Below are 26,890 nucleotides of genomic sequence, written 5' to 3'. Positions count from 1 at the left end.
AGTGGACGCATCACTGGTGTTCGGGTTGTCATGCCAATGGCACTGCCCGGTAGCTAAATGCGGAAGAGATAAGTGCTGAAAGCATCTAAGCACGAAACTTGCCCCGAGATGAGTTCTCCCTGAGACTACAAGTCTCCTGAAGGAACGTTGAAGACGACGACGTTGATAGGCCGGGTGTGTAAGCGCAGCGATGCGTTGAGCTAACCGGTACTAATGAACCGTGAGGCTTAACCTTACAACGCCGAAGATGTTTTGGCGGTTTGAGAGAATTTTCAGCCTGGATTCAGAGTCCGAAGGATTTTGCGCTGAGACAAGGCGGCAAACGCAGCGACGGAAGGAGCATACTGAAGTATGTGACTGAGGTTCGCAAGAGCAGCCAACGCCGTATCAGCTCAAAAGACACAGGACAGAGTACAAAGAATTTGCCTGGCGGCACTAGCGCGGTGGTCCCACCTGACCCCATGCCGAACTCAGAAGTGAAACGCCGTAGCGCCGATGGTAGTGTGGGGTCTCCCCATGCGAGAGTAGGGAACTGCCAGGCATCAAACAAGTGAAAGAGCCCATCCTGACGGATGGGCTTTTTTGCGTCTGTGCAAAAGGGCTGGCGCCCGCCCTGCAGGCCTGATAAGCGCAGCGCCATCAGGTATCCTGCACGTACCAGTACCGCCGGATGGCGGCTCTATATTATCCGACCTACGAATGTTATCCGACTACGAAGCTGGCGCTATTGTAGGATCGGTAAGCGTTAGCGCCGCCGGGCGAAACCCACCTAATCGTTAACGATGAACTATCCTTTAAACTTGCTTGTGTAAGCAGTGAGGATCTTCATTGGCTATCAAACCTTTTAACTATCAGCAGGACTTTTCGAGTATCGACTTCCGCCAGCAACCTGATTTGTATCAGGTTGGACGGGGTGAGCAGGGAGTGTTACTGGTTGAACCCTATAAAAGCGAAATTCTTCCTTTCTGGCGCTACAAAGATGAAGCATCGGCGATTAAATCAGCAGAACAGATCTACCAGTTGTTTGAAGCTTATCGACAGCAGGATGATTTCGTCGGCATGGACATGGCGCGTAAATTCATTCAGATGGGATATACCCGCGCCAGGCGTTATGCTAACTATAAAGGCGGTAGAAAGTATGCAGAAGACGGTAGCCTAAATACACGAGGTAATGATCCTACTAAGGCTGCGGCGGCAACCGTTTTCAAAGGTTGGTGGGATAAAATTCGTCAGGATGAAGACTATCTAAAACGAAAACGCCAACATCAGGCACGGTGGGGATAAAAATTATAAAACAAATAATTAACACTTTATTTACTTTTTTGTCTCGCGTAATCTGAATCTCCAAAATAAAAGGCTGATCAAGCCTGGCAACGAGGAGAACAGTATGGCAGAAATTATTCAGCGTATAGATAAAAACAACGCTGAGGCTCCGGAGATTCGGCGACGCGTGTGGGCTATCGTGGGGGCATCTTCCGGAAACTTAGTGGAATGGTTTGATTTCTATGCCTACTCCTTCTGCTCGCTCTATTTTGCTCATATCTTCTTTCCTTCTGGTAATACCACTACTCAGCTTTTGCAAACGGCAGGTGTCTTTGCCGCAGGCTTTTTAATGCGGCCTATCGGTGGTTGGTTATTTGGGCGTATTGCCGATCGACGTGGACGTAAAGCCTCGATGTTGATTTCGGTGTGCATGATGTGCCTGGGGTCGCTGGTGATTGCCTGTTTGCCTGGTTACGATACCATCGGCATCTGGGCGCCAGCGCTGCTACTTATTGCAAGGTTATTTCAGGGACTCTCGGTAGGAGGGGAGTACGGGACCAGCGCGACATATATGAGTGAGGTTGCGCTTGACGGTCTTAAGGGATTTTTCGCCTCATTTCAGTATGTTACGCTTATTGGCGGCCAGTTACTGGCATTGCTGGTTGTTGTGCTTTTGCAGCAGGTTCTGGAGGATGCTGAGCTTCGAGCCTGGGGTTGGCGTATTCCCTTTGCGCTGGGCGCCGTGCTGGCGGTTGTGGCGTTATGGTTACGTCGTCAACTGGATGAAACATCGAAACACGAGACTCGCGCGTTAAAAGAAGCCGGTTCGTTGAAAGGTCTGTGGCGTAATCGCAAAGCCTTTTTGATGGTGCTTGGTTTCACCGCGGCAGGATCGCTGTGTTTTTACACCTTCACCACCTATATGCAGAAATATCTGGTAAATACAGCAGGTATGCATGCTAATGTCGCCAGTGGCATTATGACGGTCGCGCTGTGTGTTTTTATGCTGGTGCAGCCGCTATTCGGCGCGTTATCCGATAAGATTGGCAGGCGTACCTCCATGTTATGCTTTGGCGCGCTCGCGACGCTTTTCACCGTTCCGATTCTCTCTGCGTTGCAGAATGTGACGTCGCCTTATGTCGCATTCGCTTTAGTGATGTGCGCGCTATTGATTGTGAGTTTCTATACCTCGATTAGCGGGATTCTGAAAGCGGAAATGTTCCCGGCGCAGGTTCGCGCCCTGGGCGTCGGTTTATCTTATGCGGTAGCAAACGCGTTGTTCGGCGGTTCTGCGGAATACGTCGCGCTGTCGCTAAAGTCTTTCGGTATGGAGAATTCGTTCTTCTGGTATGTGACCGCGATGGCCGTTTTGGCTTTCCTGGTTTCGCTGATGTTGCATCGTAAAGGAAAAGGCTTGCGTCTTTAGTGCTGTGCCATTTGCCAGATAGCGTAACCGGTTGTAGCGCCAGCAACATCCCAGGCAAAATCTTTCCAGCTCCAGCCGCTTCCTTCCGGGCGGCTGTCCCAGAGTTCTTTTGAGGCTCCGAGACTCAAAGAAAACATCAGTCCTATCGCCGCGCTGCGGTCGGGGTTTACTCCCTGGTGGCGCGCATATTCATTACCGGCTGCCGATAGCATCGCTGATGCCATAAAATGCTGGGCTTTATCCTGGCCGCTCCAGCTATCGTTAGCCAGATGACTGCACCCGGAAAGAAACAATACAGTAAAAGGAATTAATATGCGCACCAGTCCATTCCTAAGAGAAAACCCCGAGCAGGACGGGGCTTTGATTACAGGATACGACTAATTAATCTGTCGATGCGGATCCGGCGCAGACGGCGAATCAATTTACGCACTTTTACCGGATAATCGGCAATGCTTTGCAGGTCACGATAATGTTTCACAATGGTTGTGTGCGTCCGGATAAGCTCCAGTTCTTTTTCCCGCTGAGGGGCAAGTTCCTGCTTAGGATCGTGGATCAGAATAGCGTTTTCCAGATCCAGACGCCAGGCGCGAGGGTTCAGATTGTTACCGGTGAGCAGCATCCATTTATCATCTACCCACATCCCTTTCAGATGATAGGTATTGTCGTCATCTTTCCACAGACGCACCACAAGCTGATCGGTATTGACGTAATACTGCAAACGGCTCAGGAAGCGGCGCAGGTTAATCTCATAGAGATAGGGCAGCGCGCCAATGATCTTGAATGGTTCATCTTCCGGAATATAAAAATCATTCGCGGTTTTATCGCCAACAATGATTTCCACTTTCTTTCCGTCGCGCAGTAGCTGAATTATATTCCGCACCAGTACCGCAGGCAGATTGAAGTAAGGGGTACAAATGGTGAGCTTATGCTCTGCGCAGGGCATGAGATGGAAAATGGTTTTGTTCAGCAGACTGGATTTTCCAAGCCCGACCAGCGGCGTAACGGAGAGTTGCTCGTCATTAGCGTCACCCTGAAAATGATATGACGCCTCACGCAGCTCCTGGCGGTATAAACGGATATCATTTTTAATCTCAGGACTTTTCGGACGTAGAGTATTATCCAGACGATTAACTCCGCGACCATTCATTAGATTCCGCGTAACCCAGTCAAACATGATGTCTGCCATTTGCCGATTGCGAATAAGCTGGTAACGGTCATAGCGATATTTGTCATGCTGATGCAGATAGACATCGTTCAGGCTGGCGCCGCTGTACAGAACGCTATCATCAATGATAAAGCCTTTAAAATGCAGTACGCCAAGCGCTTCTCGCGTATTAATCGGTACGCCGTAAACCGGGACTTCGATGTCGGGGTTTTCCTGCGCCAGTCGGCAATACCAGTCTGCATTGGTATTAGAGGCCGCTGCGCCAATGCGCCCACGCTGTGCGCGATGCCAGTCGACCAGCACCCGAACGTCCAGTTCAGGACGCTGCCGTTTAGCCGCATAGAGCGCGTCGAGTATACCTTTACCCCCATCGTCCTGTTCCAGATACAGGGCAACGATACAAATACGCTGCGTTGCGCTGGCGATTTTCTCCAGCAGTGTCTCCCGGAAAGTAGCGGGAGTATAAAAGAAATCTACATCATCAACTGACTGAGATATCTTAGGGAGTTGGGCAAGGTGTTGTTGATGTTTATTACGCTTAAATTTTGACAACATCACAGTGCATTTCTTCTCTGTTCATTGAAGGGTCCTCTGTGCTATGCAGACGACATAAGTGAGCAATAATAACACCAGTACCCGTTAAAGTGGTCAACATTTCCAGTACATTACTCACGACTCATCACATTGGGCCAGATTCAGCGTTAATCCAACAATGCCCTCTTCGAGCTGAATATCAACCTGAAATCCCAGTTTTCTGGCCAGCGCGACCATACTACGATTGTTAGGCATAGTAATACCGTTCAGCCGTCTCAATCCGTGGTCGCGAGTATAGGCAATCAATTTTTCCATTAAACGGCGTCCTAAACCCAACCCTTTGAGATCTGAACGCACCAATACGGCAAATTCGGCGTCTATGTTATCGGGATCGGAAATCGCACGCGTTACGCCGAGGATCACTTCAGTGTTATCCAGCCGCCGCACAGCCACAAACGCCATTTCTCGATCGTAGTCGATCTGCGTCATGTTGGCTAAATCTTCGTGGGTAAATTCGTTGATCTCGCTGAAATATCGATAGTAGAGATCTTCTTTGGTGACTTGGGCGATGAATTGTCGTAGTTGGGGTTCATCTTCCGGCAGAATCGGACGGAACAGACAGCGATCGCCGTTTTTCATCTCCACCCACTCTTCAAGCTGGTGGGGATAGGGGCGTACCGCAAGTCGACTTTCGCTATCGCCATCAAACGGGGCAATATCCAGCGTTACATCCAGCGCGGTAAACTCACTGGCGGAAGCCAGCAGCGGATGGATATCCAGACGCTTAATTTCCGGGCAGTCGACAATCAGGTTTGAAACCTGGACCAGCAACTGGCTTAAACCGACGATATCCAACGGATGCAGCGCGCTACGGGCGCGAATTTTCCGCTGTTTAATGCCCTGAATCACCAGATAGCGCGCCAGATTCATGTTGAGCGGCGGCAGCGCGACGACAGCCTGCTCTTCCGGACGCCACTCCACGCCGCCTTCACCCAACATAATCAAAGGACCAAACATCGGATCGTGCTCGACCACCACGCGAAGCTCCTGCGCGCCGGCGCGGTTAGCCATGCTTTGTACCAGCAAACCGTGAATCCGCGCCTGCGGCCAGGCCATCTTTACGCGATCGAAAATGGCGTTGGCGGCCTGCTGCACCTCATTCGCGGTCCGCAAATAAAGCATAACCCCCTGAACGTCAGATTTATGCGGAATATCCGGCGAGCGTAACTTGAGGGCGACCGGATAGCCTATCTGTTCGGCGATATGCACCGCTTCCGCGCTGTCGCCAGCAATCCAGGTGGGAAGGGTATGTAATCCATAGGCGTGTAAAATTGGCTGTACTTCATGGGTATCCAACGAGGTGGCGCCTTCCGCAATCGCCTGCTGTAACAGATTATGCGCTTCGGCGGTATTGGACGTCAGGTTACTCGGCAGCGCTGGCGTTTCCCGCAGTTGCTTCTGATTACGCCGGTATTCCACCATATGCATAAAAGCGGTAATCGTACCTTCCGGCGTACGGTAGGTGGGTAATCCGGCTTCGCTGAATAGCCGTCTTGCTTCCTGGGACGAGAACTCGCCGCACCAGTTTGTCAGTAGCGTAACAAACCTGCCTCTGGGATGGCGTTTAATCGTCTCGATCAGCGCATGGGCGCTTTCCGTACCCGGCGCGGCAGCGCTGGGAGAGTGGATAACCATAAGCGCGTCAAAATCCTGACTGGCGAGCAGGATATCCAGCGTTTTGACGTAATGTTCGCTGCTGGCGTCATCACATAGATCTAGCGGATTGGCAATATCAATGTGCGCGGGAAGCGCCTGCCGTAGTTGCAGGCAGGTCTCTTCGCTCAATGTCGCCAGCTTGCCGTTACGCGACCACAACTCATCTAACGCCAGCGCGGCAGGCGCGGCGCCATTGCTGATGATCATCAGTCTGTCGCCGCGTAGCGGACGCATATGGCTGAGCGTTTCGACGGCGGAAAAAAGCTCGTGCGTATCCTGGACTCGCAGCAGGCCTGCGCGCTGGATGGCCGCATCCCATGCCGGGTCCATTCCCGCGCTGGTATTAAGTAAACGCTGGGCTGCCGGGCTTCGGCCGCTTTTAATCACCAGAATCGGTTTGTTACGTGAAGCGCTACGGGCGGCGGAAACAAAACGGCGGGCGTCGCTTAACTGTTCCAGATAGAGCAAAATCGCGCTGGTCTTGCTGTCGCGCGCCAGATAGTCCAGCAGTTCATCGACATCAATATCCAGGCTATCGCCCAGCGCGATAAAGTAGGAGAAGCCCATTTCACGCTGTTGCGCCCAGTCAAGAATAGTATTGGAAACGGCGGCAGACTGGGAAATAAAGGCGAGCTTGCCCTGCTTAATCGGGACGGGAGAAAAGCTGGCATTCAGCCCTTGCCACGGCGCAAGGAGCCCAAGACTGTTCGGACCCAGCAGACGCATTTTATGACGCCGGGCGCAAGCAAGAAGTTCTTCATGTTGCGACGTAGGGGCAGAAAGAATAATGCACGTTTTACAACCGTTCGCGCCCAGCGCGTCCAGTAATGCGAGATTACGGCTGGCATTGGTGCATAAAATAGCAAGATCGGGAGTAAAGGGAAGACTGGCGATATCCGGCCAGGCCATGACGCCTAAAACGGCTTTCCAGGCAGGCGTCACTGGAAGGACGGGGCCATTGAACCCGCCCGCCAACAAGTTACGCATCATCAGATAGCCCGCGCGGTGGGGCTTCATTGATGCGCCAATCACCGCGATCGACTTTGGTCGCAGCAGCGCTTCCAGTCCTTGCTGACTCATACCGATCTCCCTTACACAGAAGTGACCGGATGATTTTAAACGCTTTCGCTATTTTCTGCTGTGATGTTTCCCGGATGTTGCGTTTTTCCTGCCAGATAGCGCGTTTTAAAACGGGTGAAATGTTCACCTAAGCCGACTGCGGCCTCGGTATCTCCCGCCAGATCTAACAGGGCTATCGCGACTTCGGCGGTACAGTATTGCCCTTCAGCATGGATTTCCCGCAGACGATAAGCAGAAAGACGCGACAAATCGACGGAAATTATCGGCAGATGATCCAGATAAGGGCTTTTACGAAACATTTTACGTGCTTCAGGCCAGGTGCCGTCGAGCATGATAAACAGTGGCGGTTTCCCGGCGGGCGGGGTGAAAATGACCTCGCGCGCTTCGCCGGCGTAGGAAGCGGGAAATACCACTATCGGTTGGTAATCTGGATGCTGTACCAGCTCCAGCAATGCCTGCGGCGGCTCGGTGCGCGACCACTGAAACGCGGCGGTATCCGGCAAGATATCGGCTATTAGTCGGCCGGTATTGCTGGGTTTCAGCGGTTCAGTATCAAACATGATCAGACAAAAACGGCTTTTCGCCTGAGCAGGCGTTAACGTATCACACAGGCAGAGTTTTAGCGGCAGCAAGCAGCGCTGGCAACGATGAACCCGGTTGCCTCTGGCAAGAAAAGGGCGCGTAGCGCGCGCAAGCCGTTCGGCGCGTAACTGAAGGACTGCATTTTTGTTCATAGAAAGCGTTTGCAGAAAAACGCTATTGTGGCAGAGGTGAAAACGGGGCACAAGATGCGCCCCGTAGCGTTTACAACGCCTCGTTCAGCCAGTTGTCAAAAGGCGCTTTAGGCACTGCGCCATTAAGCATATCGACCACCTGACCATGCTTAAAGATCATAATCGTCGGGATGCTGCGGATGCCGAAACGGGCGCTAAGTTCCCGTTCCGCCTCGGTATCCACTTTGACAAAACGGACTTTACCGCTGCGCTCTTCAGCGACATCCTTGAAGATAGGCGCAAAATTACGGCAAGGGCCGCACCAGGGCGCCCAGAAATCGATCACTACAGGAAGATCGTCTTTCAGTAGTTTGTCCAGCGTTTCGCTGGTTGCATTAATGACTTCTCCGTCAAATAACTCATGACCGCAGCGTCCACATTTTGCCGCATCCTGAAGCCGATCGTCAGGGATGCGGTTAATGGCCTGGCAATGGGTACAAACGGTGTTCATAGCTAACCTCTAAATACGTCAGGAGACGTCCCGCTATGCGCGGAATGTTTCTATAATGTTACATATTATCAAATAGTCTGTGCTAAACGACAATGTGTTTTATTCAATGGGTACAATAGTCAAAGACTTTTAAACGAAATCATGGCTAACCGGATGCACATCGGGTAATCTTCGCGCTTCGCGCAGCGCTGGTGGAGAAAAGCATGAACGATGAATTAAAAAATAAAAGCGGCAAAGTCAAAGTGATGTATGTCCGTAGTGATGATGACTCTGATAAACGCACCCATAACCCGCGTACCGGAAAAGGAGGGGGCCGCCCAGCAAAGTCTCGCACTGACGGTGGACGTCGCCCCGCCCGTGATGAGCGAAATAATCAGAGCCGTGACCGTAAACATGAAACTTCGCCATGGCGTACCGTATCCCGCGCGCCGGGAGATGAGACGGCGGAAAAAGTCGATCACGGCGGTATCAGTGGTAAAAGTTTTATCGATCCTGAAATTTTGCGTCGCCAGCGTGCGGAGGAGACGCGCGTCTACGGCGAAAATGCCTGCCAGGCGCTATTCCAGAGCCGTCCTGACGCCATTGTGCGCGCATGGTTTATCCAAAGCGTAACGCCGCGTTTTAAAGAGGCGCTGCGCTGGATGGCGGCGAATCGTAAAGCCTACCATGTTGTTGACGAGGCCGAACTGGCAAAAGTCTCCGGGACTGAGCATCACGGCGGCGTGTGTTTCCTGATTAAGAAGCGTAACGGTATGACCGTTAAGCAATGGGTCAAGCAGGCGGCTGATCAAGACTGCGTGCTGGCATTGGAAGATATCGCTAACCCGCATAATCTGGGCGGCATGATGCGTAGCTGCGCGCACTTCGGCGTGAAAGGCGTGGTGGTACAGGATGCGGCGTTGCTGGAATCCGGCGCGGCGATTCGTACCGCGGAAGGCGGGGCGGAGCATGTCCAGCCTATTACCGGTGAAAGCATTGTTGATGTACTGGATGATTTTCGTCAGGCGGGGTACACCGTGGTGACGACGTCCAGCGATCGCGGTCAGGCGCTCTTTGGTGCGACACTGCCGGAAAAGATGGTGCTGGTATTAGGCCGTGAATATGACTTCCTGCCGGAAGCGGCGCGCGAACCTGACGATCTGTGCGTGAAAATTAATGGCACGGGTAACGTGGAAAGCCTTAATGTGTCGGTTGCGACAGGCGTGCTGCTCGCCGAGTGGTGGCGGCAGAATAAAGCGTAAGAGCTACCGCCCGGTGGCGCAACGCATGCCGGGCCAATGAAGCTATGTACTTCCACCGCCCGGTCGGACAAGACGCTTTCGCGCCGTCGTCCGACAATAAAACGGCGAGATGCCAGCGTTATTCACTCTCAGCCGGTAGTACCGGCGTCCAATCGATTGGTTTCTCGCCATGTTGTTCCAGCCATTGATTCGTTAGTGCAAAATGGTTGCAGCCAAAAAATCCGCGGTGCGCAGAGAGCGGCGAGGGATGCGGGGCTTTCAGAATATGGTGGCGCAGTGGATCAATAATTGCGCCTTTCTTCTGGGCGTGCGATCCCCACAGCAGGAAGACGACGCCTTCGCGGTATTGGTTAATCAGGCTTATCACTTTATCCGTAAAGGTTTCCCACCCCAGGCTGGCATGAGAATGCGCCTGACCTGCCCGTACCGTGAGCACCGTATTCAGTAACAGTACACCCTGGCGCGCCCAGCTTTCCAGATAACCGTGCGGGGGGCGAACGAAGCCGGGAATGGAAGCCTCCAGCTCCTTGTACATATTTACTAACGACGGCGGAGGAGCGATTCCAGGCCGCACGGAAAACGCCAGACCATGTGCCTGACCGGGGCCGTGATAGGGATCTTGCCCCAGGATCACCACTTTAACGTCGCCCAGTTCCGTGAAGCGAAAGGCGTTAAATACATCTTTTTGCGGCGGGTAGACCGTGATACCTGACTGACGTTCGCCAGCAACGGTATGAAGCGTATTAATAAAGTAAGGTTGCTGTTTTTCATCAGCCAGCACATCGTGCCAGGTTAACTCAGTCGCCATCTCGCTCTCCTGCGAATTTCCAGTTTCCTTAGCTTAACTGCTTCTTTCTGCAGTGCAAAATCCTCCGTACTATAAAAACCGCTACCTACAAAAGATAGTTGAAAATTTATGTAAAAATTTTATAGGGTTGGATGGTGTAAGTTGATGTAAAACAATAAATTCACCCAATCACCCTTTTTGCGTTGTGGTTTTTATTGATTTAAATCAAAGAATGAAGGGGTGTCGAGGGGTATATATACACTCAAGCAACAATGGTTTTACCAATTGGCCGGGATTAGGCCGACCGAAATCAAATAATTTTGCCTGGGGAGGCATCACATGATTACAGGTATCCAGATTACTAAAGCCGCTAACGACGACCTGCTGAATTCCTTCTGGCTGCTGGACAGCGAAAAAGGTGAAGCGCGTTGCATCGTTGCAAAATCCGGCTTTGCTGAAGATGAAGTTGTGGCTGTCAGCAAACTGGGCGAGATCGAATACCGTGAGATTCCGATGGAAGTTAAACCGGAAGTGCGCGTTGAAGGCGGTCAGCATCTGAACGTTAACGTTCTGCGTCGTGAAACGTTGGAAGACGCGGTTAAGCATCCGGAAAAATACCCGCAACTGACCATTCGCGTTTCTGGTTATGCGGTACGTTTCAACTCTCTGACGCCGGAACAGCAGCGCGACGTTATCGCTCGTACCTTTACTGAAAGCCTGTAAGACTCACGAATTACATCGGCTTGATGTATAAAAAACGGAAGGCGCTTATACGTCTTCCGTTTTTTTACGTCTCTTTATCGGAAAAAAGCGCCGGGTAGAACCCGGCAACATCATTATTCTTCGCTGGATTGCTCCTGCATTTTCGTACCGCTTGGCTTGCGGCGCTTCCCGATATTTTTTGTATCGCGGTGACGTTTCTTCACGCGCGGCTTCTCTTTTTCTTTCTCTTTTTTCTTCTCGGCGCGTTTCGCCAGCACTTTTTTCGACGGTTTGCCGGTCAACTTTTCGCTGGGCGCGCGCGTGGTCGGACGAAGTTCATCAATGACGCGCGCTTTTAGCGGTTCTTCGATGTAGCGACCGATTTTCAGCAGCAACAGGTGATCGTGGGCTTCAACCAGCGAGATTGCAGTACCTTTGCGACCCGCACGGCCTGTACGGCCAATGCGATGAAGATAGGTATCGCCGCTGCGCGGCATGTCGAAGTTAATGACGTGGCTTACATCAGGAATATCAATCCCGCGTGCCGCAACGTCGGTCGCGACCAGCACGTTAACGCGGCCGTCTGTGAGACGCTTAATGCCTTCGTTACGTTTGATCTGCGCCATCTCGCCTTCAAGATAGCAATTATTGATTCCTGCCAGACGCAGCGTTTCGGCCAGTTCATGGACACGTTCACGTTTACGCACAAACACGATGGAACGAGTAGCATCGTCTTGTTTTAGCAGGTGCTTCAATAGCGCAACTTTATGTTCGAAATTGTCGGCACGGTAGTACCACTGGTGAATTTTCTTACGCTCGCGAGTTGACGGGGTGGCGGAAACCTCAACCGGATCTTCCAGCAGGCGTTCGGCAAAATCTTTGATAGCATCGCCTTCCAGCGTGGCGGAGAACAGCATCGTCTGTTTACGCCAGCGCGTCTCGCCGGCGATATGCTCAATATCCTGAGCGAAGCCCATGTCCAGCATCCGGTCGGCTTCGTCAAGGATCAATGTTTCAACCGCCCGGCAGTCGAAGTTCTCTTCTTTTATATACTGCAGCAGACGGCCCGTGGTGGCGACCACGATATCCTGGTTTTCGCTAAACACTTCAGCATGGTTCATATAAGCCACGCCGCCGGTAATCGTGGCGATATCCAGATGAGTATGCTTAGCCAGTTCACGAGCGTGATCGGCAACCTGCATTGCCAGTTCACGGGTTGGCGTCAGGATGAGAATGCGCGGCGGCCCCGATTTTTTACGCGGAAAGTCGAGCAGGTGCTGCAACGCCGGCAGCAGGTACGCCGCCGTTTTACCGGTGCCTGTCGGCGCAGAACCGAGTACATCACGGCCATCAAGCGCAGGCGGAATAGCGGCAGCCTGAATGGCGGTCGGGCGAGTGAAACCTTTATCCTGGAGGGCATCCAGCAGGCTTTCATCGAGTTCAAGTTCGGAAAAAGTCGTTACAGTCATGTTCTACCTCTGTGTGGGGCGCTGATTATAGACGTTACGGCCACAATCTTCATCTGTTTGTATGGATATCTCTTCTCAGGTATTGTTTTTACCTGGCGCTGTCGCCGTGTTTCGCAGGGTTGTTTTTACATGTCTCACTCTGGCTCCGTTCTTCGTCGTAACGGATTTACATTTAAGCAGTTTTTTGTCGCACACGATCGGTGTGCGATGAAAGTGGGAACTGACGGTATTTTACTTGGGGCGTGGGCACCGGTCGCGGATGTAAAGCGAATTCTGGATATCGGTACTGGAAGCGGCCTTTTGGCGTTAATGCTGGCGCAGCGGACGGATGACAATGTGCCTGTTGACGCCGTAGAGCTTGATGCCGCGGCTGCAATGCAAGCGCAGGAAAACGTAGCTCACTCTCCCTGGGCGCATCGAATAACGGTGCATACTGATGATATTCAGCGTTGGGCGCCTCGTCAGACGGTGCGTTTTGATCTTATTATCAGCAACCCCCCTTATTACGAACCTGGTGTGGAATGCGCCACGCCGCAGCGGGAGCAGGCGCGTTACACCGCTACGCTGGATCACCAGACATTACTGGCTATTGCGGCGGATTGCATTACGGAAGACGGTTTTCTTTGCGTGGTATTGCCGGAGCAAATAGGTAACGCCTTTACTCAGCAAGCGCTCAGCATGGGATGGCATTTGCGATTACGTACTGATGTTGCGGAAAACGAAGCGCGCTTGCCGCACCGGGTTCTGCTCGCATTCTCCCCGCAGGCTGGGGAGTGCTTTAGCGACAGATTAGTGATTCGCGGGCCAGATCAGCATTATTCTGAAAGTTATACGGCGCTGACCCAGGCGTTTTATCTGTTTATGTGAGATGTTAACGGCGAAAGTATCGACGGGCCGGACTCAGCCAACTGTTGCGGATAATCGAGAGTAAAGTGCAGCCCCCGGCTCTCTTTACGCATTATCGCGCAGCGCACAATCAGTTCAGCCACCTGCGCCAGATTGCGCAGTTCCAGTAAATTATTCGAGACGCGAAAGTTGGCGTAATACTCGTCAATTTCTTGTTGCAACATGGTAATACGCCGCAGGGCGCGCTCCAGCCGTTTCGTCGTACGCACAATACCCACATAGTCCCACATCAGCAAGCGTAGCTCATGCCAGTTATGCTGAATTACCACCTGTTCATCGGCGTTCTCCACGCGGCTTTCATCCCAGGCGGGAAGGACGTCAACGCCGTGGGCGTAGGGCATTCGCCTGTCGATATCCTTTGCTGCGGACCAGCCGTAAACTAAGCATTCCAGCAACGAGTTAGACGCCATACGGTTAGCGCCGTGTAAGCCGGTGTAGCTGACTTCGCCAATGGCATATAAACCGTCTACATCGGTACGGCCATAATCATCGACGACCACGCCGCCGCAGGTATAGTGTGCGGCAGGCACGACAGGGATCGGTTCTTTGGTTAAATCCATACCCACATCAAGCAATTTCTCATAGATCATCGGGAAGTGCTGGCGGACAAAATCTTCAGACTTGTGGCTGATATCAAGAAACATACAGTCTGCGCCTAGCCGTTTCATCTCATGGTCAATAGCGCGGGCGACAATATCGCGCGGCGCCAGTTCGCCTCGCTCGTCAACGTCCGGCATAAACCGTGAGCCGTCCGGGCGTTTAAGGTACGCGCCTTCGCCGCGCAGCGCTTCGGTAAGCAGAAAATTACGTGCCTGCGGGTGATAAAGGGCGGTCGGATGAAACTGGTTAAATTCCAGATTAGCGACCCGGCAACCCGCGCGCCAGGCCATCGCGATACCGTCACCAGAGGAAATATCAGGGTTAGTGGTGTATTGATAAACCTTTGAGGCGCCGCCGGTCGCCAGCACCACCGACTTCGCATGACAGGTTTCAACCCACTCTTTATTGCGATTCCAGATCCAGGCGCCGACGACCCGGCGGGACCCCGGCAGGCCAATTTTATCGGAGATAATTAAATCAACGGCGTTGCTGCGTTCCAGCACCCGAATATTAGGATGCTTTAGCGCCCGACTGACCAGCGTGGTTTCGACTTCCTTTCCGGTAGCGTCGGCGGCATGAAGGATACGGCGATGACTGTGGCCGCCTTCACGGGTGAGATGATAGCTCTCCTCGCCGTTTGGCTGGATATGAGTATCAAACAGGACGCCCTGATCGATAAGCCACTGCACGCAGGCGCGGGCGTTGCTGGCGACAAACTCCACCGCATGGCGATCGCAAATTCCGGCGCCGGCGATCAGCGTATCTTCGACATGCGATTCAATACTATCGGTTTCATCAAACACGGCGGCAATACCGCCCTGCGCATAAAACGTGGAACCCTCGCTCACCGGCCCTTTACTCAGGACAATAACCTTATGTTTTTCAGCCAGACGAAGAGCCAGCGAGAGTCCGGCCGCGCCGCTGCCGATAATTAATACATCACAAGACAGTTCAGGAGTTATCATCATGGTATTTGTTTAATTTACTAAACACTGTTGCGGGAGATTAACACTATATGGCGATAAAAAGCACGTTATGATTTTGCTGATGTTGCGCTTATTAAACATGAAATAAAAATACGGAGAGAGATAAACAGCAAAAAATATTTTGTAGGGCAGAATGTTAGCGTCAGATTTTGTAGTGAAATAAAGATGCTGTTAGGTTACTCTGCAAACGACGAAATAGACATTTCTGTACAGATAGTGCGTTGTTCAGTATCTGTAGACTTATAATGAAAGATAAGACCTGTCTACAACATGACAAACAAAAACAAATGCGTAACGGAACTTTACGAAACATAGACACTCTAACCTGTTGCTTGCTCATAGTGCGGCTTATGGAGTGGCGTTTCGAAAGCGCGTGGAAATTTGGTTTGGGGAGACATTACCTCGGATGAGCGAGCAGTTAACGGACCAGGTCCTGGTTGAACGGGTCCAGAAGGGAGATCAGAAAGCCTTTAATTTACTGGTAGTGCGCTACCAGCATAAAGTGGCGAGCCTGGTTTCTCGCTATGTGCCATCGGGCGACGTTCCCGATGTCGTACAGGAATCATTTATTAAGGCCTATCGCGCGCTGGATTCTTTCCGGGGGGATAGCGCTTTTTATACCTGGTTATATCGCATTGCGGTCAATACCGCGAAGAACTACCTGGTTGCTCAGGGGCGTCGTCCGCCTTCCAGTGATGTAGACGTGATCGAAGCAGAAAACTTTGAAAGCGGCGGCGCGCTGAAAGAAATTTCGAACCCTGAGAACTTAATGTTGTCAGAAGAACTGAGACAGATAGTTTTCCGAACTATTGAGTCCCTCCCGGAAGATTTACGTATGGCAATCACCTTACGGGAGCTGGATGGCCTGAGCTATGAAGAGATAGCGGCTATCATGGATTGTCCGGTGGGAACGGTGCGTTCACGTATTTTCCGGGCGCGGGAAGCTATTGATAATAAAGTTCAACCGCTTATCAGGCGTTGACGATAGCGGGATACTGGAAAAGGTATTAGGCATGCAGAAAGAAAAACTTTCCGCTTTGATGGATGGCGAAACGTTGGACAGTGAGCTGCTCAACGCGCTTACGCACGACCCGGAAATGCAGAAAACGTGGGAGAGTTATCACCTGATCCGCGATTCAATGCGGGGGGATACGCCTGACGTTCTCCATTTCGATATATCCGCTCGCGTGATGGCCGCTATTGAAAACGATCCGGTACGTCAGGTGTCGCCATTAATCCCTGAGGCCCAACCCGCTCCGCAGCAATGGCAGAAAATGCCGTTCTGGAAAAAAGTGCGCCCGTGGGCGGCGCAGCTTACCCAAGTGGGGGTGGCGGCGTGCGTTTCACTTGCAGTTATCGTCGGCGTCCAGCACTATAATGGGCAATCTGAAACATCCCAGCAGCCTGAAACGCCGGTTTTCAATACCCTGCCTATGATGGGGAAAGCCAGCCCGGTAAGTCTGGGGGTGCCTTCTGAAGCAGCGCCTGTGGGCAGCCAGCAACAGCAGGTGCAGGAGCAGCGTCGTCGCATTAACGCCATGTTGCAGGACTATGAACTGCAACGCCGACTGCACTCCGAACAGCTTCAGTTTGAGCAGGCGCAAACCCAGCAAGCCGCGGTACAGGTGCCAGGAATCCAAACTTTAGGAACGCAATCGCAGTAATGAAGCAACTTTGGTTTGCCATGTCCCTTGTGGCGGGTAGCCTGTTCTTCTCAGTAAACGCCTCGGCCGACCCTGCGTCCGGGGCGTTATTGCAGCAGATGAACATCGCCAGCCAGTCACTGAATTACGAGCTGTCATTCGTCAGCATCACGAAACAAGGCGTTGAATCTCTGCGTTATCGACACGCACGCCTGGATAGTCGCCCGCTTGCGCAATTACTGCAACTGGACGGTCCCCGCCGGGAGGTCGTTCAGCGTGGTAATGAAATCAGTTATTTTGAACCGGGCCTTGAGCCGTTCACCCTGAACGGTGATTATATTGTCGATTCTCTGCCTTCCCTGATTTACACCGATTTCAAGCGTCTGGCGCCTTACTACGATTTTATTTCCGTCGGGCGTACACGTATCGCTGACCGATTGTGCGAAGTTATCCGCGTCGTGGCGCGCGATGGTACGCGTTACAGCTATATTGTCTGGATGGACATGGATACCAAACTGCCGATGCGCGTCGATTTGCTGGATCGCGATGGCGAAACGCTGGAGCAGTTCCGCGTTATTGCGTTCACGGTGAGCAAGGATATCGGCAGCACCATGCAGGCGCTGGCAAAGGCGAATCTTCCGCCGCTGCTTTCTGTTCCTGGTGGCGAAAAAGCGAAATTTAACTGGAGTCCATCCTGGGTGCCGCAAGGCTTTAGCGAAGTCTCCAGCAGCCGTCGTCCGTTGCCAACGATGGATAACTTGCCTATCGAATCGCGACTTTATTCTGACGGCCTGTTCAGCTTTTCCGTCAACGTTAACCGGGCAACGCCAAACAGCAGCGATCAGATGCTGCGTACTGGACGCCGAACGGTTTATAGCAGCGTTCGCGACAACGCGGAAATCACCATTGTCGGCGAGCTTCCGCCGCAAACGGCGAAGCGCATTGCCGACAGTATCAAATTCAGGGCAGTACAATGATTAAAGAGTGGGCAACAGTTGTCTCCTGGCAGAATGGTCAGGCGGTGGTGAGCTGCGATGTTAAAGCGTCGTGCAGCAGTTGCGCCTCCCGCGCGGGATGCGGCAGTCGCGTACTGAATAAATTAGGGCCGCAAACCAGCCATACGATTGTTGTGCCAAGCGCGGAGCCGCTGGCGCCAGGGCAGAAAGTCGAGCTGGGAATCGCCGAAAAAAGCCTCTTAGGTTCAGCGCTGCTGGTATATATGTCGCCTTTAGCGGGGCTATTTTTCTGTGCGGCGCTTTTTCAGGTACTGTTTGGATCTGACCTTGCCGCATTAAGCGGGGCCGTGCTGGGCGGCATGGGCGGGTTTCTGGTTGCCCGCGGCTATTCCCGAAAACTGTCGGAGCGCGACGCCTGGCAGCCAGTGATTTTAAACGTTGCCCTCCCGCCTGGCCTTGTTCGTGTCGAAACTACCTCAATCGAAATGCGCCAGTGAGCGTTTCGTTTTGCTGGCCTGACCAACGGCAATATACATTATCTGCCCGTTAGGTTGGTAGCCCGATAAGCTTGCGCTTTTCCTGCGTTGCAGTGTTTTACAGGGAAAAGCGAGGCGCTTTCCAGTTCCCGCTCTCCTTACACGTTGAACTTTTCCCCGCCTTAGCGTTGTAGTGTAGAATGCGGCGTTTCAGTTAAAACAGACGTTAAGCTCAGAACAGCGACCTCTAAAGTCTGCTCAACCACGATGTAGTGGGTAACGTGCTTTTGCCTGCCGTAATCGTCGAAGCTCTCATGGCGCGCCGCCAGTGCAACATCACATGCACGACGATCGACTGGTGATTGCTTGCTTCTGTTAATAAGTTTCATCATCACTAAATCCCCAGTGAGGTGACGATATCGTTCGTTGTTTCCCGGGTACTGCCCTTATTGTCATGCTCAGTGGCAATACAGGCGCTTCTGATTCAACGACTGCAACAACAACCACCGCTGTAAATTATGTGCTTAATCAGGCTCTGGCCGCATATAGTCTGGTAGCATCAAGATACACCGCAGACGGCGCGACCACAGCAAATGCAGGTCTTGTTAAGCTTGTAAATTCAATGGGGGCAGGTTCCTTAGTCATGACTCAGGCGGCTGTGACTAATGCAATACAGACGTACCCGTCTCTTGGTAAAGGTCAGAAAATACAGGATCTAAGAGCTTCGCGTAGTGCTGAAGTCACTTATACCAGTTCAACCGGTTTCCCGATTGCGGTGTATGTCCGAATTTCTGGTGGTTATTCAACCGTTTTATATACGCATGTCAATGGAATAGAGTTCGGTGATGGTGGTTCAACAGCGTCTAATACATCTATAGCAATGGCATTCTTTATTGTTCCCAATGGTGCCACTTACCTTGTGGAAGCCACCGGAGCTTCCCCTGCATTACAGTCCTGGACGGAGCTGATATAAAAATGATAATGATGGAGTATTATAAAGACAAAAATAACGCCGTATATACTTATGATGCTTATATTACGCAAGACTTATATATCAAAGAAGGGCTTGTATTAATAATCAGAAGTCATGGAAATTATTAATCCACCACCGATGCATGAAGATCTTATTCAGGCCGCTGAAAATAAGCGGCAGCGCCTGCTGTCTCGTGCTGACTGGCGTACAGATTTAATGCTTGGTGAAACCAGCGACGCCAACAGGAATAAACGGTCGGCGTGGCTTGCGAACAAGAATGAGGTTAAGTTGGTTGATATAACAACCACTCCTGATAATATTATCTGGCCTGCTCCTCCAGAAGGATGAATCAGTCAGGATTTGAAGAGTACATGTGCTCACATATGAATTAATTTCTATAGAAGATATAATATAGCTTATCATTTTTATTTAAAGTAAATTTTTTCTAAATGGTTTTTATTTACTCACTTGGTGGTAATGAATAACGTTTACTATCTGTAATAAAGGATGCCGTAGCAGTAAGGATAGTGTTTCACTACTTAACTGGTGATATTATGAAATACGTTAAGAACATATTTTTAGTCCTGACTTTTGCATTGTCGGCTGCAGCTTTTTCGACATCTGCCATGGCCGCCAGTGATACTAAAGCTCCTCCAAAAGCTAATGATATACCTCACAAGCCTCTCCCGGGTATGAGTAAATTTGGTCAGGACTTGCTTGAAGGAGGAGGCCCGATACCACCTGCCATGTATCAATACTGTTGGCAAAATTAATCTTTTAGAAACAACCACATTTTATAATGTATGGTTGTGATAACCTCATCACTTGATGAAATGATTATTCAGGCCACCGCCAACATATCGCGGTGGTCTGAGTTGTCAGAATAATTCAATTTATAGATGATTGTCAGTTTTTTTCGGCCAGTCTGGGTTTGTTGTATCCACACGGTTTACCAGAACCCGATATTTTATCCATTCGTCGAGCTGTACTCTCTCATCCTCTGTTGCAATTCCAAGATCAACCGTATCCTGAAGCGGCGCAATTTTTCTTTATGCCATTTGCAAAAGGCGGCTGTTGGTCTCTTCAGCCTCGCGAAGCCGGGCCGCATTTTCCGCTGCTTCAACCTTCACCCACGCCTTACCATCCTATTTCTGGTATTCTCCTCGGGTGAAACTGATGTGATATTTTCAGGTAACGGACCGGGTTCGGAGATATAAACCTGATTACCGGTTGTTATGTCGTAAACCGTCTCGCCGCGATGGTCTTCTTTCGGATTCCACGTCTGGGTTTCAGCGTCAAATACAGCAATATGACTGGCCGGAATGTCAGAAGGGGCTATATCAGTACAATTTGCTGGTAATCCGGTGTGCGGAGGAATATACGCCTCTCCGGCCCCAATAAACTCATTTATATCTGAACGCAGGTTAAAAACCTTAACTGTCTACGCCTGTTCGCTCATTTTAAAAACCATTACGCTAACCTCACAATATAGTTAAATGCAATGTTTTTAACCGTGGTTTCCGCATTACCGTCTGCGTCCACAATAACGACGTGTCCGTCTGGAGCGATATATACGGTGTGGTCATGTGCTCTAATATAAACTGTATGGGCGTGGTCGCCAGCGGCCTGTGTCCAGGTACCATTTCCAGGTTGAAATGAGGTGTGATTTGAATCTCCCCAGTATGAGTTGATATAATCGCCGAACTGGTGAGTATAGTTGCCCGTTGTATTGGTCGATTTCGTGCCGTAATCAAATGATGACGTGCCTTTTGTTCCCAGATTGGCGTCCTGCGCGCTAGCGCTGTGACTGTGCGATTTGTTGCCGTCCATTTCCTGTGACAACACTGCGCGCCCGCTGGCGGGTTTCCCCTTGATTGTCCCGCCTCGCATATCCGGGATAACACCGGACGGATACGCTATAGCCAGTAACGGGTATGCGCTCTTATCAAACGCTTGTCCCTGTATAGGAGCGTAACTACCAGAATATGGTGTTGGTTTATTAGCGCAGATTTATGGAGATCCCTCAGCGCCATGGCGGGACGACCATGGATCCGCCGATAACCTTATTGTGAAATTAAGACCAGGGGGAGATGATGTCTGCCGGACAGATACTATGTGTAAATTTATAAAGGTTTTTTGTTATGCCCTTTTATGTTGGAAGCGGATGTCGTCCCGCCACCATCAGTAACCACCGCATTTACCTTATCGCCCGGTTTGATACCCCCCCTGAAATGAGCTCCTGGGAAAAAAGTAAGGCATTTTTTTGCTCAACGCATCAGACTGAAGCGCTGGAGTGCATCCGGACGATTTGTCACCCGCCGGCCGGAACGACGCGGGAGGATGTGGTCAGCAGATTTGGACAGCTCAGGACGCTCGCGTATGCCGGATGCGAGGAAAACATTCATTCCGGCCTGCATGGGGAAAACCACTACTGTATCCTGGATGAAGACAACCAGGAGATATTATCAGTCACCCTGGACGACGCCGGGAACTATACCGTGAATTGCCAGGGGTACAGTGAAACACATCACTTAACGATGGCAACAGAACCGGGAGAGGAACGCACAGAACACGCGGAAGGGACATCCTGCCTTCCTGCCACAACGGCGCCACAGACGGCAGCAGAGTATTATGCTGTCTGGTCAGCATGGCAAAGGGCGGCGCCAGAAGGAGAGGCACGCGGCCGCGCAGCAGCGGTAAAGAAAATGCGTGACTGTCTGAAGAACGGCAATCCAGTGCTTTGCGTGGAAAGAGCAGGTCTTACCACCTTACCAGACCATTTACCACCGCATATTACAATACTGTTTATTCCTGATAATAATCTGACCAGCCTGCCGGCGCTGCCGTCAGGACTACGGGAGCTGTCGGTCTCTTATAACCAGCTGACCAGCCTGCCACCGCTGCCGTCAGGACTATGGAAGCTGTCTGTCTTTAATAACCAGCTGGCCAGCCTGCCGGCGCTGCCGTCAGGACTACAGACGCTGTGGGCCTATCGTAACCAACTGCCCAGCCTGCCGGCGCTGCCGCCAGGACTGCGGGATCTGTCGGTCTCTCATAACCAGTTGGCCAGCCTGCCGGAAAGTATCACTGGTCTGTCCTCAGAGGCAACCGTAGATCTGGCAGGGAATCCGCTGTCTGAACGCACTCTGCAGACTCTGCGGGACATAACCAGCGCTCCTGACTATTCAGGCCCCAGGATACGATTCGATATGGCGGGGCCTTCCGTCCCCCGGGAAGCCCGGGCACTGCACCTGGCGGTCGCTGACTGGCTGACGCCTGAACGGGAGGGGGAACCGGACCCTGCAGACAGATGGCATGCGTCCGGACAGGAAGATAACGCCGCCGCCTTCAGCCTCTTCCTGGACAGACTGCGTGAGACGGAAAACTTCGAAAAGGACGCGGGCTTTAAGGCACAGATATCGTCCTGGCTGGCCCTGCTGGCTGAAGATGATGTGCTGAGAGCAAAAACTTTTGCCATGGCAACCGAGGCAACATCAAGCTGCCAGGACCGGATCACACTTGCTCTGCACCATATGAAGAATGTACAGCTGGTACATAATGCAGAAAAAGGAGTATACGATAACAATCTCCCGGGGCTGGTTTCCACGGGGCGTGAGATGTTCCGTATGGAAATGCTGGAACGGATTGCCCGGGAAAAGGCCAGAACGCTGGCTTTCGTTGATGAAATTGAGGTTTATCTGGCGTATCAGAATAAGCTGAAGAAACCACTCGGGCTGACCAGCGTGACGGCAAAAATGCGTTTCTTTGGCGTATCCGGCGTGACGGCTTCAGACCTTCGGAGCGCTGAGCGTCAGGTGAAAGCCGCCGAAAAACGCGAGTTCAGTGAGTGGTTACTGCAGTGGGGCCCGTTACACAGCGTGCTGGAACGCAAAGAGCCGGAACGCTTTAACGCGCTTCGTGAAAAGCAAATATCGGACTATGAGCACACGTACCAGATGCTGTCTGATACAGAGCTGAAACCGTCCGGGCTGGTCGGTAATACCGATGCAGAGCGCACTATCGGAGTAAGGGCGATGGAGAGTGCGAAAAAGGAATTTCTGAATGGCCTGCGCCCTCTTGTGGAGGAGATGCTGGGTAGCTATCTGAAAGTGAAAGCCCGGTGGCGTCTTAACTGAGCACGATATTCACCGCGCCAGGCGAATGGGGTGCGGTGCGACAAAGAGATTTCCGGATAAACAATATCAGACAGCACAGATAATGCACAGGGGAATAGCGGGAAAGCCCCCTGATTTTCTGTTCCCCATAAATGCTGATATATCACAACAGTGTGATGACCAGTCTGGAAGAGATGACGCCCCGTGCGCCGACAGTGAAAAACTTATGGAAGTGCTGGACCAGCTTAATGCAAAAGATGGTAAGGGGAAGGCTGTACTTCGCCGGGCCGGGTATCCAGCAACAGTGGGAAATGAAGAGGGAGAAGCTATCACCCGATATACCACCCGCTATGAAGACCTGCTTCAGGTTAAGTGCCAGGTTCAATTAAATCTGCACCCTGATTTTTCACATTTCCGACAGTACAGGGTACCGCAACCACGTTGTATGCAAGAACATGCTTTGGTAGGCTGCCTGCTGTTTATATCAGGACTGACTGTAACCTTGTTTATAGGTTTATAGATCGTACAGACCACTATTGTGATGTAACATCGTATGTTGATCAGCAGATCGTATGCTGACGATTTCATAGCTACAGTGTAATATGCACGCCAGTCGTTGATGGGGTAGTTATTGTGGAATGTCCACCGCTGTGTCCATCAAGAAAAATTTATCAGCATAGCGAGTTGAAAAATTCATATTTATGAAGAACATAAGAAATTTCTCCATCATTGCTCACATTGACCACGGTAAATCGACGTTGTCTGACCGTATTATCCAGATCTGCGGTGGCCTGTCTGACCGTGAAATGGAAGCTCAGGTACTTGATTCTATGGATCTTGAGCGTGAGCGCGGTATTACTATTAAAGCCCAGAGTGTGACGCTGGATTTTAAAGCGTCTGATGGTGAAACTTATCAACTGAACTTTATCGACACGCCGGGACACGTTGACTTTTCCTATGAAGTCTCCCGTTCGTTGGCTGCCTGCGAGGGCGCGCTGCTGGTGGTGGATGCCGGCCAGGGCGTAGAAGCGCAAACGTTGGCGAACTGCTACACCGCGATGGAAATGGATCTTGAAGTGGTGCCGGTGCTTAATAAGATTGACCTGCCGGCCGCCGATCCGGAGCGTGTCGCGGAAGAAATTGAAGATATTGTCGGTATCGATGCGACGGACGCGGTACGCTGCTCCGCCAAAACTGGTGTTGGCGTGACTGATGTTCTGGAACGTCTGGTTCGCGACATCCCGCCGCCGCAAGGCGACCCGGACGGTCCGCTACAGGCGCTGATTATCGACTCCTGGTTCGATAACTATTTAGGCGTGGTATCGCTGGTGCGCATTAAAAACGGCACTATGCGTAAAGGCGACAAAATTAAAGTGATGAGCACCGGGCAGACCTACAATGCTGACCGCCTGGGGATCTTCACGCCGAAACAAGTTGATCGCACAGAGCTGAAGTGCGGCGAAGTAGGCTGGCTGGTCTGTGCCATTAAAGATATTCTCGGCGCGCCGGTTGGCGATACTTTAACCTCAGCGCGTAACCCAGCGGAAAAAGCGCTGCCGGGCTTTAAGAAGGTCAAACCGCAGGTCTATGCGGGACTGTTCCCGGTCAGCTCCGACGATTATGAAAGTTTCCGCGACGCGCTCGGTAAGCTGAGCCTGAACGACGCCTCACTGTTCTATGAACCGGAAAATTCCTCGGCGCTGGGCTTTGGCTTCCGCTGCGGCTTCCTCGGTCTGTTGCACATGGAGATCATTCAGGAGCGCCTGGAGCGCGAATACGATCTGGATTTGATCACCACTGCGCCAACCGTGGTTTATGAAGTAGAAACGACGGCGAAAGAGATTATCTATGTCGATAGCCCCTCCAAGCTGCCGCCGTTGAATAATATTTATGAACTGCGCGAGCCTATCGCCGAATGTCATATGCTGTTACCTCAGGCCTATTTAGGTAACGTTATTACGCTGTGTATTGAGAAACGCGGCGTACAAACTAACATGGTGTACCACGGTAACCAGGTGGCGTTGACCTATGAAATCCCGATGGCGGAAGTGGTGCTTGATTTCTTTGATCGCCTGAAATCCACCTCGCGCGGCTATGCGTCTCTGGATTATAACTTCAAGCGCTTCCAGGCATCTGACATGGTGCGTGTCGATGTGTTGATAAACAACGAACGCGTGGACGCGTTGGCGTTAATTACACACCGTGACAACGCGCAGAATCGTGGCCGCGAGTTGGTCGATAAGATGAAAGATTTGATTCCGCGCCAGCAGTTTGATATCGCGATTCAGGCGGCGATTGGTACGCATATTATTGCCCGTTCGACGGTAAAACAGTTACGTAAAAACGTTCTGGCGAAGTGCTACGGCGGCGATATCAGCCGTAAGAAAAAACTGCTGCAGAAACAGAAAGAAGGTAAGAAACGTATGAAGCAGATCGGTAACGTTGAGCTGCCTCAGGAAGCGTTCCTCGCCATTCTGCATGTCGGTAAAGACAATAAATAATCCCTAAGGAGTTGGCATGGCGAACATGTTTGCCCTGATTCTGGTGATAGCCACACTAGTGACGGGCATTTTATGGTGCGTTGATAAGTTTGTATTCGCGCCAAAACGTCGGGCACGTCAGGCTGCCGTGCAAACGGCAACGGGAGATGCGCTGGATAACGCCACGCTCAATAAAGTGGCGCCTAAGCCGGGCTGGCTGGAGACCGGGGCATCGGTTTTCCCTGTTCTGGCGATTGTTCTGATCGTTCGTTCATTTCTTTATGAACCCTTTCAGATCCCGTCAGGTTCGATGATGCCGACATTGCTTATCGGCGACTTTATTCTGGTGGAAAAATTTGCCTACGGTATTAAAGATCCGATTTACCAGAAGACCCTGATTGAAACTGGTCATCCAAAGCGCGGGGATATTGTGGTATTTAAATATCCGGAAGATCCTAAGTTAGATTACATCAAACGCGCAGTCGGTTTGCCGGGCGATAAAATCACTTATGATCCGATTGCGAAAGAGGTGACGATTCAGCCAGGCTGTAGCTCCGGTCAGGCGTGCGAAAATGCGCTGCCGGTTACCTACTCTAACGTTGAGCCGAGCGATTTTGTGCAGACCTTTGCCCGTCGCAATGGCGGAGAAGCGACCAGCGGTTTCTTTGAGGTTCCGTTAAACGAGACGAAAGAAAACGGCATTCGCCTGACTGAACGTAAAGAGACGCTGGGCGATGTGACGCACCGCATCCTGATGGTGCCGATAGCTCAGGATCAGTTAGGCATGTATTATCAACAGCCAGGGCAACCGTTGGCGACCTGGGTTGTACCGCCGGGACAATATTTCATGATGGGCGACAACCGCGATAACAGCGCGGATAGCCGTTACTGGGGATTTGTTCCGGAAGCGAATCTGGTCGGTAAAGCGGTCGCTATCTGGATGAGTTTTGACAAGCAGGAAGGGGAGTGGCCGACAGGCGTACGGCTGAGCCGTATCGGCGGTATTCATTAACTGTGGCGAAATGATCGTTCACGCTGTCGTCTTTTTAGCGGCAGCGTGAATTATTTCCTCGATAAATTCCCTCAGACTAACGACATCCCCTGTCGTTGTGTATAGAATATTCCCCCGAAGTTTTAGGTTGGCGCCG

26 protein-coding genes, 2 rRNA genes and 4 pseudogenes are annotated in these 26,890 nt (G+C 51.6%); 21 read left to right on the top strand and 11 right to left on the bottom strand.

Annotated elements, in window-relative coordinates:
- The 4 genes from F4V61_RS09005 to F4V61_RS08990 all read left to right on the top strand — a co-directional run.
- Nucleotides 1-235 (top strand): 23S ribosomal RNA (locus F4V61_RS09005); the annotation flags it as partial.
- Nucleotides 236-425: 190 nt separating this feature from the next.
- A 5S ribosomal RNA gene (gene rrf / locus F4V61_RS09000) occupies nucleotides 426-541 on the top strand.
- 287 nt (nucleotides 542-828) lie between these two features.
- Nucleotides 829-1,284 carry a DUF4385 domain-containing protein gene (locus F4V61_RS08995; protein ID WP_038394812.1) on the top strand — a complete coding sequence of 152 codons (456 nt, stop codon included), beginning with the start codon at nucleotides 829-831 and terminating at the stop codon, nucleotides 1,282-1,284.
- A gap of 103 nt (nucleotides 1,285-1,387) precedes the next feature.
- Nucleotides 1,388-2,689, top strand: a complete 1,302-nt coding sequence (locus tag F4V61_RS08990) for an MFS transporter (protein WP_000807799.1) — start codon at nucleotides 1,388-1,390, stop codon at nucleotides 2,687-2,689.
- On the opposite strand, the gene F4V61_RS08985 is transcribed toward F4V61_RS08990, so the two are convergent.
- From F4V61_RS08985 to trxC, 5 genes are all read right to left on the bottom strand, one after another.
- Entirely contained in the window at nucleotides 2,686-3,009 is a 324-nt protein-coding gene (locus F4V61_RS08985) for a YfiM family lipoprotein (RefSeq protein ID WP_001221384.1), read from the bottom strand. The genes F4V61_RS08990 and F4V61_RS08985 overlap by 4 nt on opposite strands.
- Before the next feature lie 44 nt (nucleotides 3,010-3,053).
- On the bottom strand, nucleotides 3,054-4,409 hold the full coding sequence (gene pssA, locus F4V61_RS08980; RefSeq protein ID WP_000949282.1) for a CDP-diacylglycerol--serine O-phosphatidyltransferase: 1,356 nt from the start codon (nucleotides 4,407-4,409) through the stop codon (nucleotides 3,054-3,056).
- 114 nt (nucleotides 4,410-4,523) lie between these two features.
- On the bottom strand, nucleotides 4,524-7,184 hold the full coding sequence (gene pat, locus F4V61_RS08975) for a protein lysine acetyltransferase (RefSeq protein ID WP_080161326.1): 2,661 nt from the start codon (nucleotides 7,182-7,184) through the stop codon (nucleotides 4,524-4,526).
- Between the two features lie 35 nt (nucleotides 7,185-7,219).
- Nucleotides 7,220-7,918: a tRNA-uridine aminocarboxypropyltransferase gene (tapT, locus tag F4V61_RS08970; protein ID WP_038394823.1), complete on the bottom strand. Its 699-nt coding sequence runs from the start codon at nucleotides 7,916-7,918 to the stop codon at nucleotides 7,220-7,222.
- A 70-nt stretch (nucleotides 7,919-7,988) separates the two neighbouring features.
- A complete protein-coding gene (gene trxC, locus F4V61_RS08965) occupies nucleotides 7,989-8,408 on the bottom strand; it encodes a thioredoxin TrxC (RefSeq protein WP_001098734.1) in 420 nt (139 codons plus the stop codon).
- Between the two features lie 203 nt (nucleotides 8,409-8,611).
- Here trxC and F4V61_RS08960 point away from each other — a divergent pair, with 203 nt between their 5' ends.
- Nucleotides 8,612-9,649 carry a tRNA/rRNA methyltransferase gene (locus tag F4V61_RS08960; RefSeq protein ID WP_058344705.1) on the top strand — a complete coding sequence of 346 codons (1,038 nt, stop codon included), beginning with the start codon at nucleotides 8,612-8,614 and terminating at the stop codon, nucleotides 9,647-9,649.
- A gap of 118 nt (nucleotides 9,650-9,767) precedes the next feature.
- Here the strand turns inward: F4V61_RS08960 and ung are convergent, their stop codons facing one another.
- Nucleotides 9,768-10,457, bottom strand: a complete 690-nt coding sequence (gene ung / locus F4V61_RS08955; protein WP_000179980.1) for a uracil-DNA glycosylase — start codon at nucleotides 10,455-10,457, stop codon at nucleotides 9,768-9,770.
- A 318-nt stretch (nucleotides 10,458-10,775) separates the two neighbouring features.
- On the opposite strand from ung, the gene grcA reads away from it, so the two are divergent.
- A complete protein-coding gene (gene grcA, locus F4V61_RS08950) occupies nucleotides 10,776-11,159 on the top strand; it encodes an autonomous glycyl radical cofactor GrcA (RefSeq protein WP_000627811.1) in 384 nt (127 codons plus the stop codon).
- Nucleotides 11,160-11,272: 113 nt separating this feature from the next.
- Here the strand turns inward: grcA and srmB are convergent, their stop codons facing one another.
- A complete protein-coding gene (gene srmB / locus F4V61_RS08945; RefSeq protein ID WP_038394827.1) occupies nucleotides 11,273-12,607 on the bottom strand; it encodes an ATP-dependent RNA helicase SrmB in 1,335 nt (444 codons plus the stop codon).
- Nucleotides 12,608-12,736: 129 nt separating this feature from the next.
- Between srmB and trmN the strand changes: the two genes are divergently transcribed.
- Nucleotides 12,737-13,474 carry a tRNA(1)(Val) (adenine(37)-N(6))-methyltransferase TrmN gene (gene trmN, locus F4V61_RS08940; protein ID WP_038394829.1) on the top strand — a complete coding sequence of 246 codons (738 nt, stop codon included), beginning with the start codon at nucleotides 12,737-12,739 and terminating at the stop codon, nucleotides 13,472-13,474.
- Here the strand turns inward: trmN and nadB are convergent.
- Nucleotides 13,459-15,081 (bottom strand): L-aspartate oxidase, encoded by a 1,623-nt coding sequence (nadB, locus tag F4V61_RS08935; protein ID WP_058344707.1) that lies wholly within the window; start codon nucleotides 15,079-15,081, stop codon nucleotides 13,459-13,461. The two genes, trmN and nadB, sit on opposite strands and share 16 nt — an antisense overlap.
- 263 nt (nucleotides 15,082-15,344) lie before the next feature.
- Between nadB and rseD the strand changes: the two genes are divergently transcribed.
- Genes rseD through rseC form a run of 5 tightly spaced genes read left to right on the top strand, consistent with a single transcriptional unit; the run spans nucleotide 15,345 to nucleotide 18,195 of the window.
- On the top strand, nucleotides 15,345-15,509 hold the full coding sequence (rseD, locus tag F4V61_RS08930; RefSeq protein WP_134933809.1) for a rpoE leader peptide RseD: 165 nt from the start codon (nucleotides 15,345-15,347) through the stop codon (nucleotides 15,507-15,509).
- Nucleotides 15,506-16,081 (top strand): RNA polymerase sigma factor RpoE, encoded by a 576-nt coding sequence (rpoE, locus tag F4V61_RS08925; RefSeq protein WP_038394838.1) that lies wholly within the window; start codon nucleotides 15,506-15,508, stop codon nucleotides 16,079-16,081. Before rseD ends, rpoE begins: the two co-directional genes overlap by 4 nt.
- A 31-nt stretch (nucleotides 16,082-16,112) precedes the next feature.
- Nucleotides 16,113-16,763: an anti-sigma-E factor RseA gene (gene rseA, locus F4V61_RS08920; RefSeq protein WP_001168380.1), complete on the top strand. Its 651-nt coding sequence runs from the start codon at nucleotides 16,113-16,115 to the stop codon at nucleotides 16,761-16,763.
- Nucleotides 16,763-17,719, top strand: coding sequence for a sigma-E factor regulatory protein RseB (gene rseB, locus F4V61_RS08915; RefSeq protein ID WP_080161325.1), 957 nt, complete (start codon nucleotides 16,763-16,765; stop codon nucleotides 17,717-17,719). The genes rseA and rseB overlap by 1 nt, the downstream gene beginning before the upstream one ends.
- Entirely contained in the window at nucleotides 17,716-18,195 is a 480-nt protein-coding gene (gene rseC / locus F4V61_RS08910) for a SoxR-reducing system protein RseC (RefSeq protein WP_000589085.1), read from the top strand. Before rseB ends, rseC begins: the two co-directional genes overlap by 4 nt.
- Nucleotides 18,196-18,356: 161 nt before the next feature.
- Here the strand turns inward: rseC and F4V61_RS08905 are convergent, their stop codons facing one another.
- Nucleotides 18,357-18,563, bottom strand: coding sequence for a DUF4060 family protein (locus F4V61_RS08905; protein ID WP_048908581.1), 207 nt, complete (start codon nucleotides 18,561-18,563; stop codon nucleotides 18,357-18,359).
- Nucleotides 18,564-18,628: 65 nt separating this feature from the next.
- Between F4V61_RS08905 and F4V61_RS08900 the strand changes: the two genes are divergently transcribed.
- The 3 genes from F4V61_RS08900 to F4V61_RS08890 all read left to right on the top strand — a co-directional run bounded on the left by F4V61_RS08900 (nucleotide 18,629) and on the right by F4V61_RS08890 (nucleotide 19,920).
- A complete protein-coding gene (locus F4V61_RS08900) occupies nucleotides 18,629-19,147 on the top strand; it encodes a hypothetical protein (RefSeq protein ID WP_058819030.1) in 519 nt (172 codons plus the stop codon).
- Between the two features lie 114 nt (nucleotides 19,148-19,261).
- Nucleotides 19,262-19,495: a tail fiber assembly protein gene (locus tag F4V61_RS08895; RefSeq protein WP_077946361.1), complete on the top strand. Its 234-nt coding sequence runs from the start codon at nucleotides 19,262-19,264 to the stop codon at nucleotides 19,493-19,495.
- Between the two features lie 206 nt (nucleotides 19,496-19,701).
- Nucleotides 19,702-19,920 (top strand): PagK family vesicle-borne virulence factor, encoded by a 219-nt coding sequence (locus F4V61_RS08890; RefSeq protein WP_080161324.1) that lies wholly within the window; start codon nucleotides 19,702-19,704, stop codon nucleotides 19,918-19,920.
- A 120-nt stretch (nucleotides 19,921-20,040) separates the two neighbouring features.
- Here F4V61_RS08890 and F4V61_RS22060 read toward each other — a convergent pair.
- Nucleotides 20,041-20,570: pseudogene (locus F4V61_RS22060) on the bottom strand (tail fiber assembly protein).
- A 47-nt stretch (nucleotides 20,571-20,617) separates the two neighbouring features.
- Nucleotides 20,618-21,121: pseudogene (locus F4V61_RS08880) on the bottom strand (phage tail protein); the annotation flags it as partial.
- A gap of 167 nt (nucleotides 21,122-21,288) precedes the next feature.
- Between F4V61_RS08880 and F4V61_RS22600 the strand changes: the two are divergent.
- From F4V61_RS22600 to lepB, 6 genes and pseudogenes are all read left to right on the top strand, one after another.
- Nucleotides 21,289-21,717 (top strand): annotated as a pseudogene (locus F4V61_RS22600) (E3 ubiquitin--protein ligase); the annotation flags it as partial.
- 135 nt (nucleotides 21,718-21,852) lie between these two features.
- Complete coding sequence (locus F4V61_RS22650) at nucleotides 21,853-23,283, top strand: NEL-type E3 ubiquitin ligase domain-containing protein (RefSeq protein WP_349251641.1); 1,431 nt, start codon at nucleotides 21,853-21,855, stop codon at nucleotides 23,281-23,283.
- A gap of 131 nt (nucleotides 23,284-23,414) precedes the next feature.
- Nucleotides 23,415-23,558 (top strand): annotated as a pseudogene (locus F4V61_RS22645) (hypothetical protein); the annotation flags it as partial.
- A complete protein-coding gene (locus tag F4V61_RS22160) occupies nucleotides 23,489-23,782 on the top strand; it encodes a hypothetical protein (RefSeq protein ID WP_220535525.1) in 294 nt (97 codons plus the stop codon). The pseudogene F4V61_RS22645 and the gene F4V61_RS22160, both read left to right, overlap by 70 nt.
- Nucleotides 23,783-23,963: 181 nt before the next feature.
- Nucleotides 23,964-25,763: a translation elongation factor 4 gene (gene lepA, locus F4V61_RS08865; protein ID WP_012209904.1), complete on the top strand. Its 1,800-nt coding sequence runs from the start codon at nucleotides 23,964-23,966 to the stop codon at nucleotides 25,761-25,763.
- Between the two features lie 16 nt (nucleotides 25,764-25,779).
- Complete coding sequence (gene lepB, locus F4V61_RS08860) at nucleotides 25,780-26,754, top strand: signal peptidase I (protein ID WP_038394854.1); 975 nt, start codon at nucleotides 25,780-25,782, stop codon at nucleotides 26,752-26,754.
- Nucleotides 26,755-26,890 lie beyond the last annotated feature (136 nt).

It is taken from the genome of Salmonella enterica subsp. arizonae, from assembly GCF_008692845.1.
In the GTDB taxonomy this organism is placed as follows: domain Bacteria; phylum Pseudomonadota; class Gammaproteobacteria; order Enterobacterales; family Enterobacteriaceae; genus Salmonella; species Salmonella arizonae.
Note: the sequence above shows the minus strand (reverse complement) of the source record. Positions and strands in the feature narration are given on the sequence as shown.

Coding starts and splice junctions, on each gene's coding strand:
- trmN (WP_038394829.1), top strand. CDS start 12,737: ATGTCTCACTCTGGCTCCGTTCTTCGTCGTAACGGATTTACATTTAAG.
- F4V61_RS08990 (WP_000807799.1), top strand. CDS start 1,388: ATGGCAGAAATTATTCAGCGTATAGATAAAAACAACGCTGAGGCTCCG.
- F4V61_RS08890 (WP_080161324.1), top strand. CDS start 19,702: ATGAAATACGTTAAGAACATATTTTTAGTCCTGACTTTTGCATTGTCG.
- ung (WP_000179980.1), bottom strand. CDS start 10,457: ATGGCGACTGAGTTAACCTGGCACGATGTGCTGGCTGATGAAAAACAG.
- lepA (WP_012209904.1), top strand. CDS start 23,964: ATGAAGAACATAAGAAATTTCTCCATCATTGCTCACATTGACCACGGT.
- pat (WP_080161326.1), bottom strand. CDS start 7,184: ATGAGTCAGCAAGGACTGGAAGCGCTGCTGCGACCAAAGTCGATCGCG.
- rseC (WP_000589085.1), top strand. CDS start 17,716: ATGATTAAAGAGTGGGCAACAGTTGTCTCCTGGCAGAATGGTCAGGCG.
- F4V61_RS22650 (WP_349251641.1), top strand. CDS start 21,853: ATGCGTGACTGTCTGAAGAACGGCAATCCAGTGCTTTGCGTGGAAAGA.
- tapT (WP_038394823.1), bottom strand. CDS start 7,918: ATGAACAAAAATGCAGTCCTTCAGTTACGCGCCGAACGGCTTGCGCGC.
- rseD (WP_134933809.1), top strand. CDS start 15,345: ATGAAAGATAAGACCTGTCTACAACATGACAAACAAAAACAAATGCGT.
- lepB (WP_038394854.1), top strand. CDS start 25,780: ATGGCGAACATGTTTGCCCTGATTCTGGTGATAGCCACACTAGTGACG.
- trxC (WP_001098734.1), bottom strand. CDS start 8,408: ATGAACACCGTTTGTACCCATTGCCAGGCCATTAACCGCATCCCTGAC.
- srmB (WP_038394827.1), bottom strand. CDS start 12,607: ATGACTGTAACGACTTTTTCCGAACTTGAACTCGATGAAAGCCTGCTG.
- F4V61_RS08895 (WP_077946361.1), top strand. CDS start 19,262: ATGGAAATTATTAATCCACCACCGATGCATGAAGATCTTATTCAGGCC.
- rseA (WP_001168380.1), top strand. CDS start 16,113: ATGCAGAAAGAAAAACTTTCCGCTTTGATGGATGGCGAAACGTTGGAC.
- pssA (WP_000949282.1), bottom strand. CDS start 4,409: ATGTTGTCAAAATTTAAGCGTAATAAACATCAACAACACCTTGCCCAA.
- F4V61_RS08960 (WP_058344705.1), top strand. CDS start 8,612: ATGAACGATGAATTAAAAAATAAAAGCGGCAAAGTCAAAGTGATGTAT.
- grcA (WP_000627811.1), top strand. CDS start 10,776: ATGATTACAGGTATCCAGATTACTAAAGCCGCTAACGACGACCTGCTG.
- rpoE (WP_038394838.1), top strand. CDS start 15,506: ATGAGCGAGCAGTTAACGGACCAGGTCCTGGTTGAACGGGTCCAGAAG.
- F4V61_RS08900 (WP_058819030.1), top strand. CDS start 18,629: ATGCTCAGTGGCAATACAGGCGCTTCTGATTCAACGACTGCAACAACA.
- rseB (WP_080161325.1), top strand. CDS start 16,763: ATGAAGCAACTTTGGTTTGCCATGTCCCTTGTGGCGGGTAGCCTGTTC.
- nadB (WP_058344707.1), bottom strand. CDS start 15,081: ATGATGATAACTCCTGAACTGTCTTGTGATGTATTAATTATCGGCAGC.
- F4V61_RS08905 (WP_048908581.1), bottom strand. CDS start 18,563: ATGAAACTTATTAACAGAAGCAAGCAATCACCAGTCGATCGTCGTGCA.
- F4V61_RS22160 (WP_220535525.1), top strand. CDS start 23,489: ATGGAAGTGCTGGACCAGCTTAATGCAAAAGATGGTAAGGGGAAGGCT.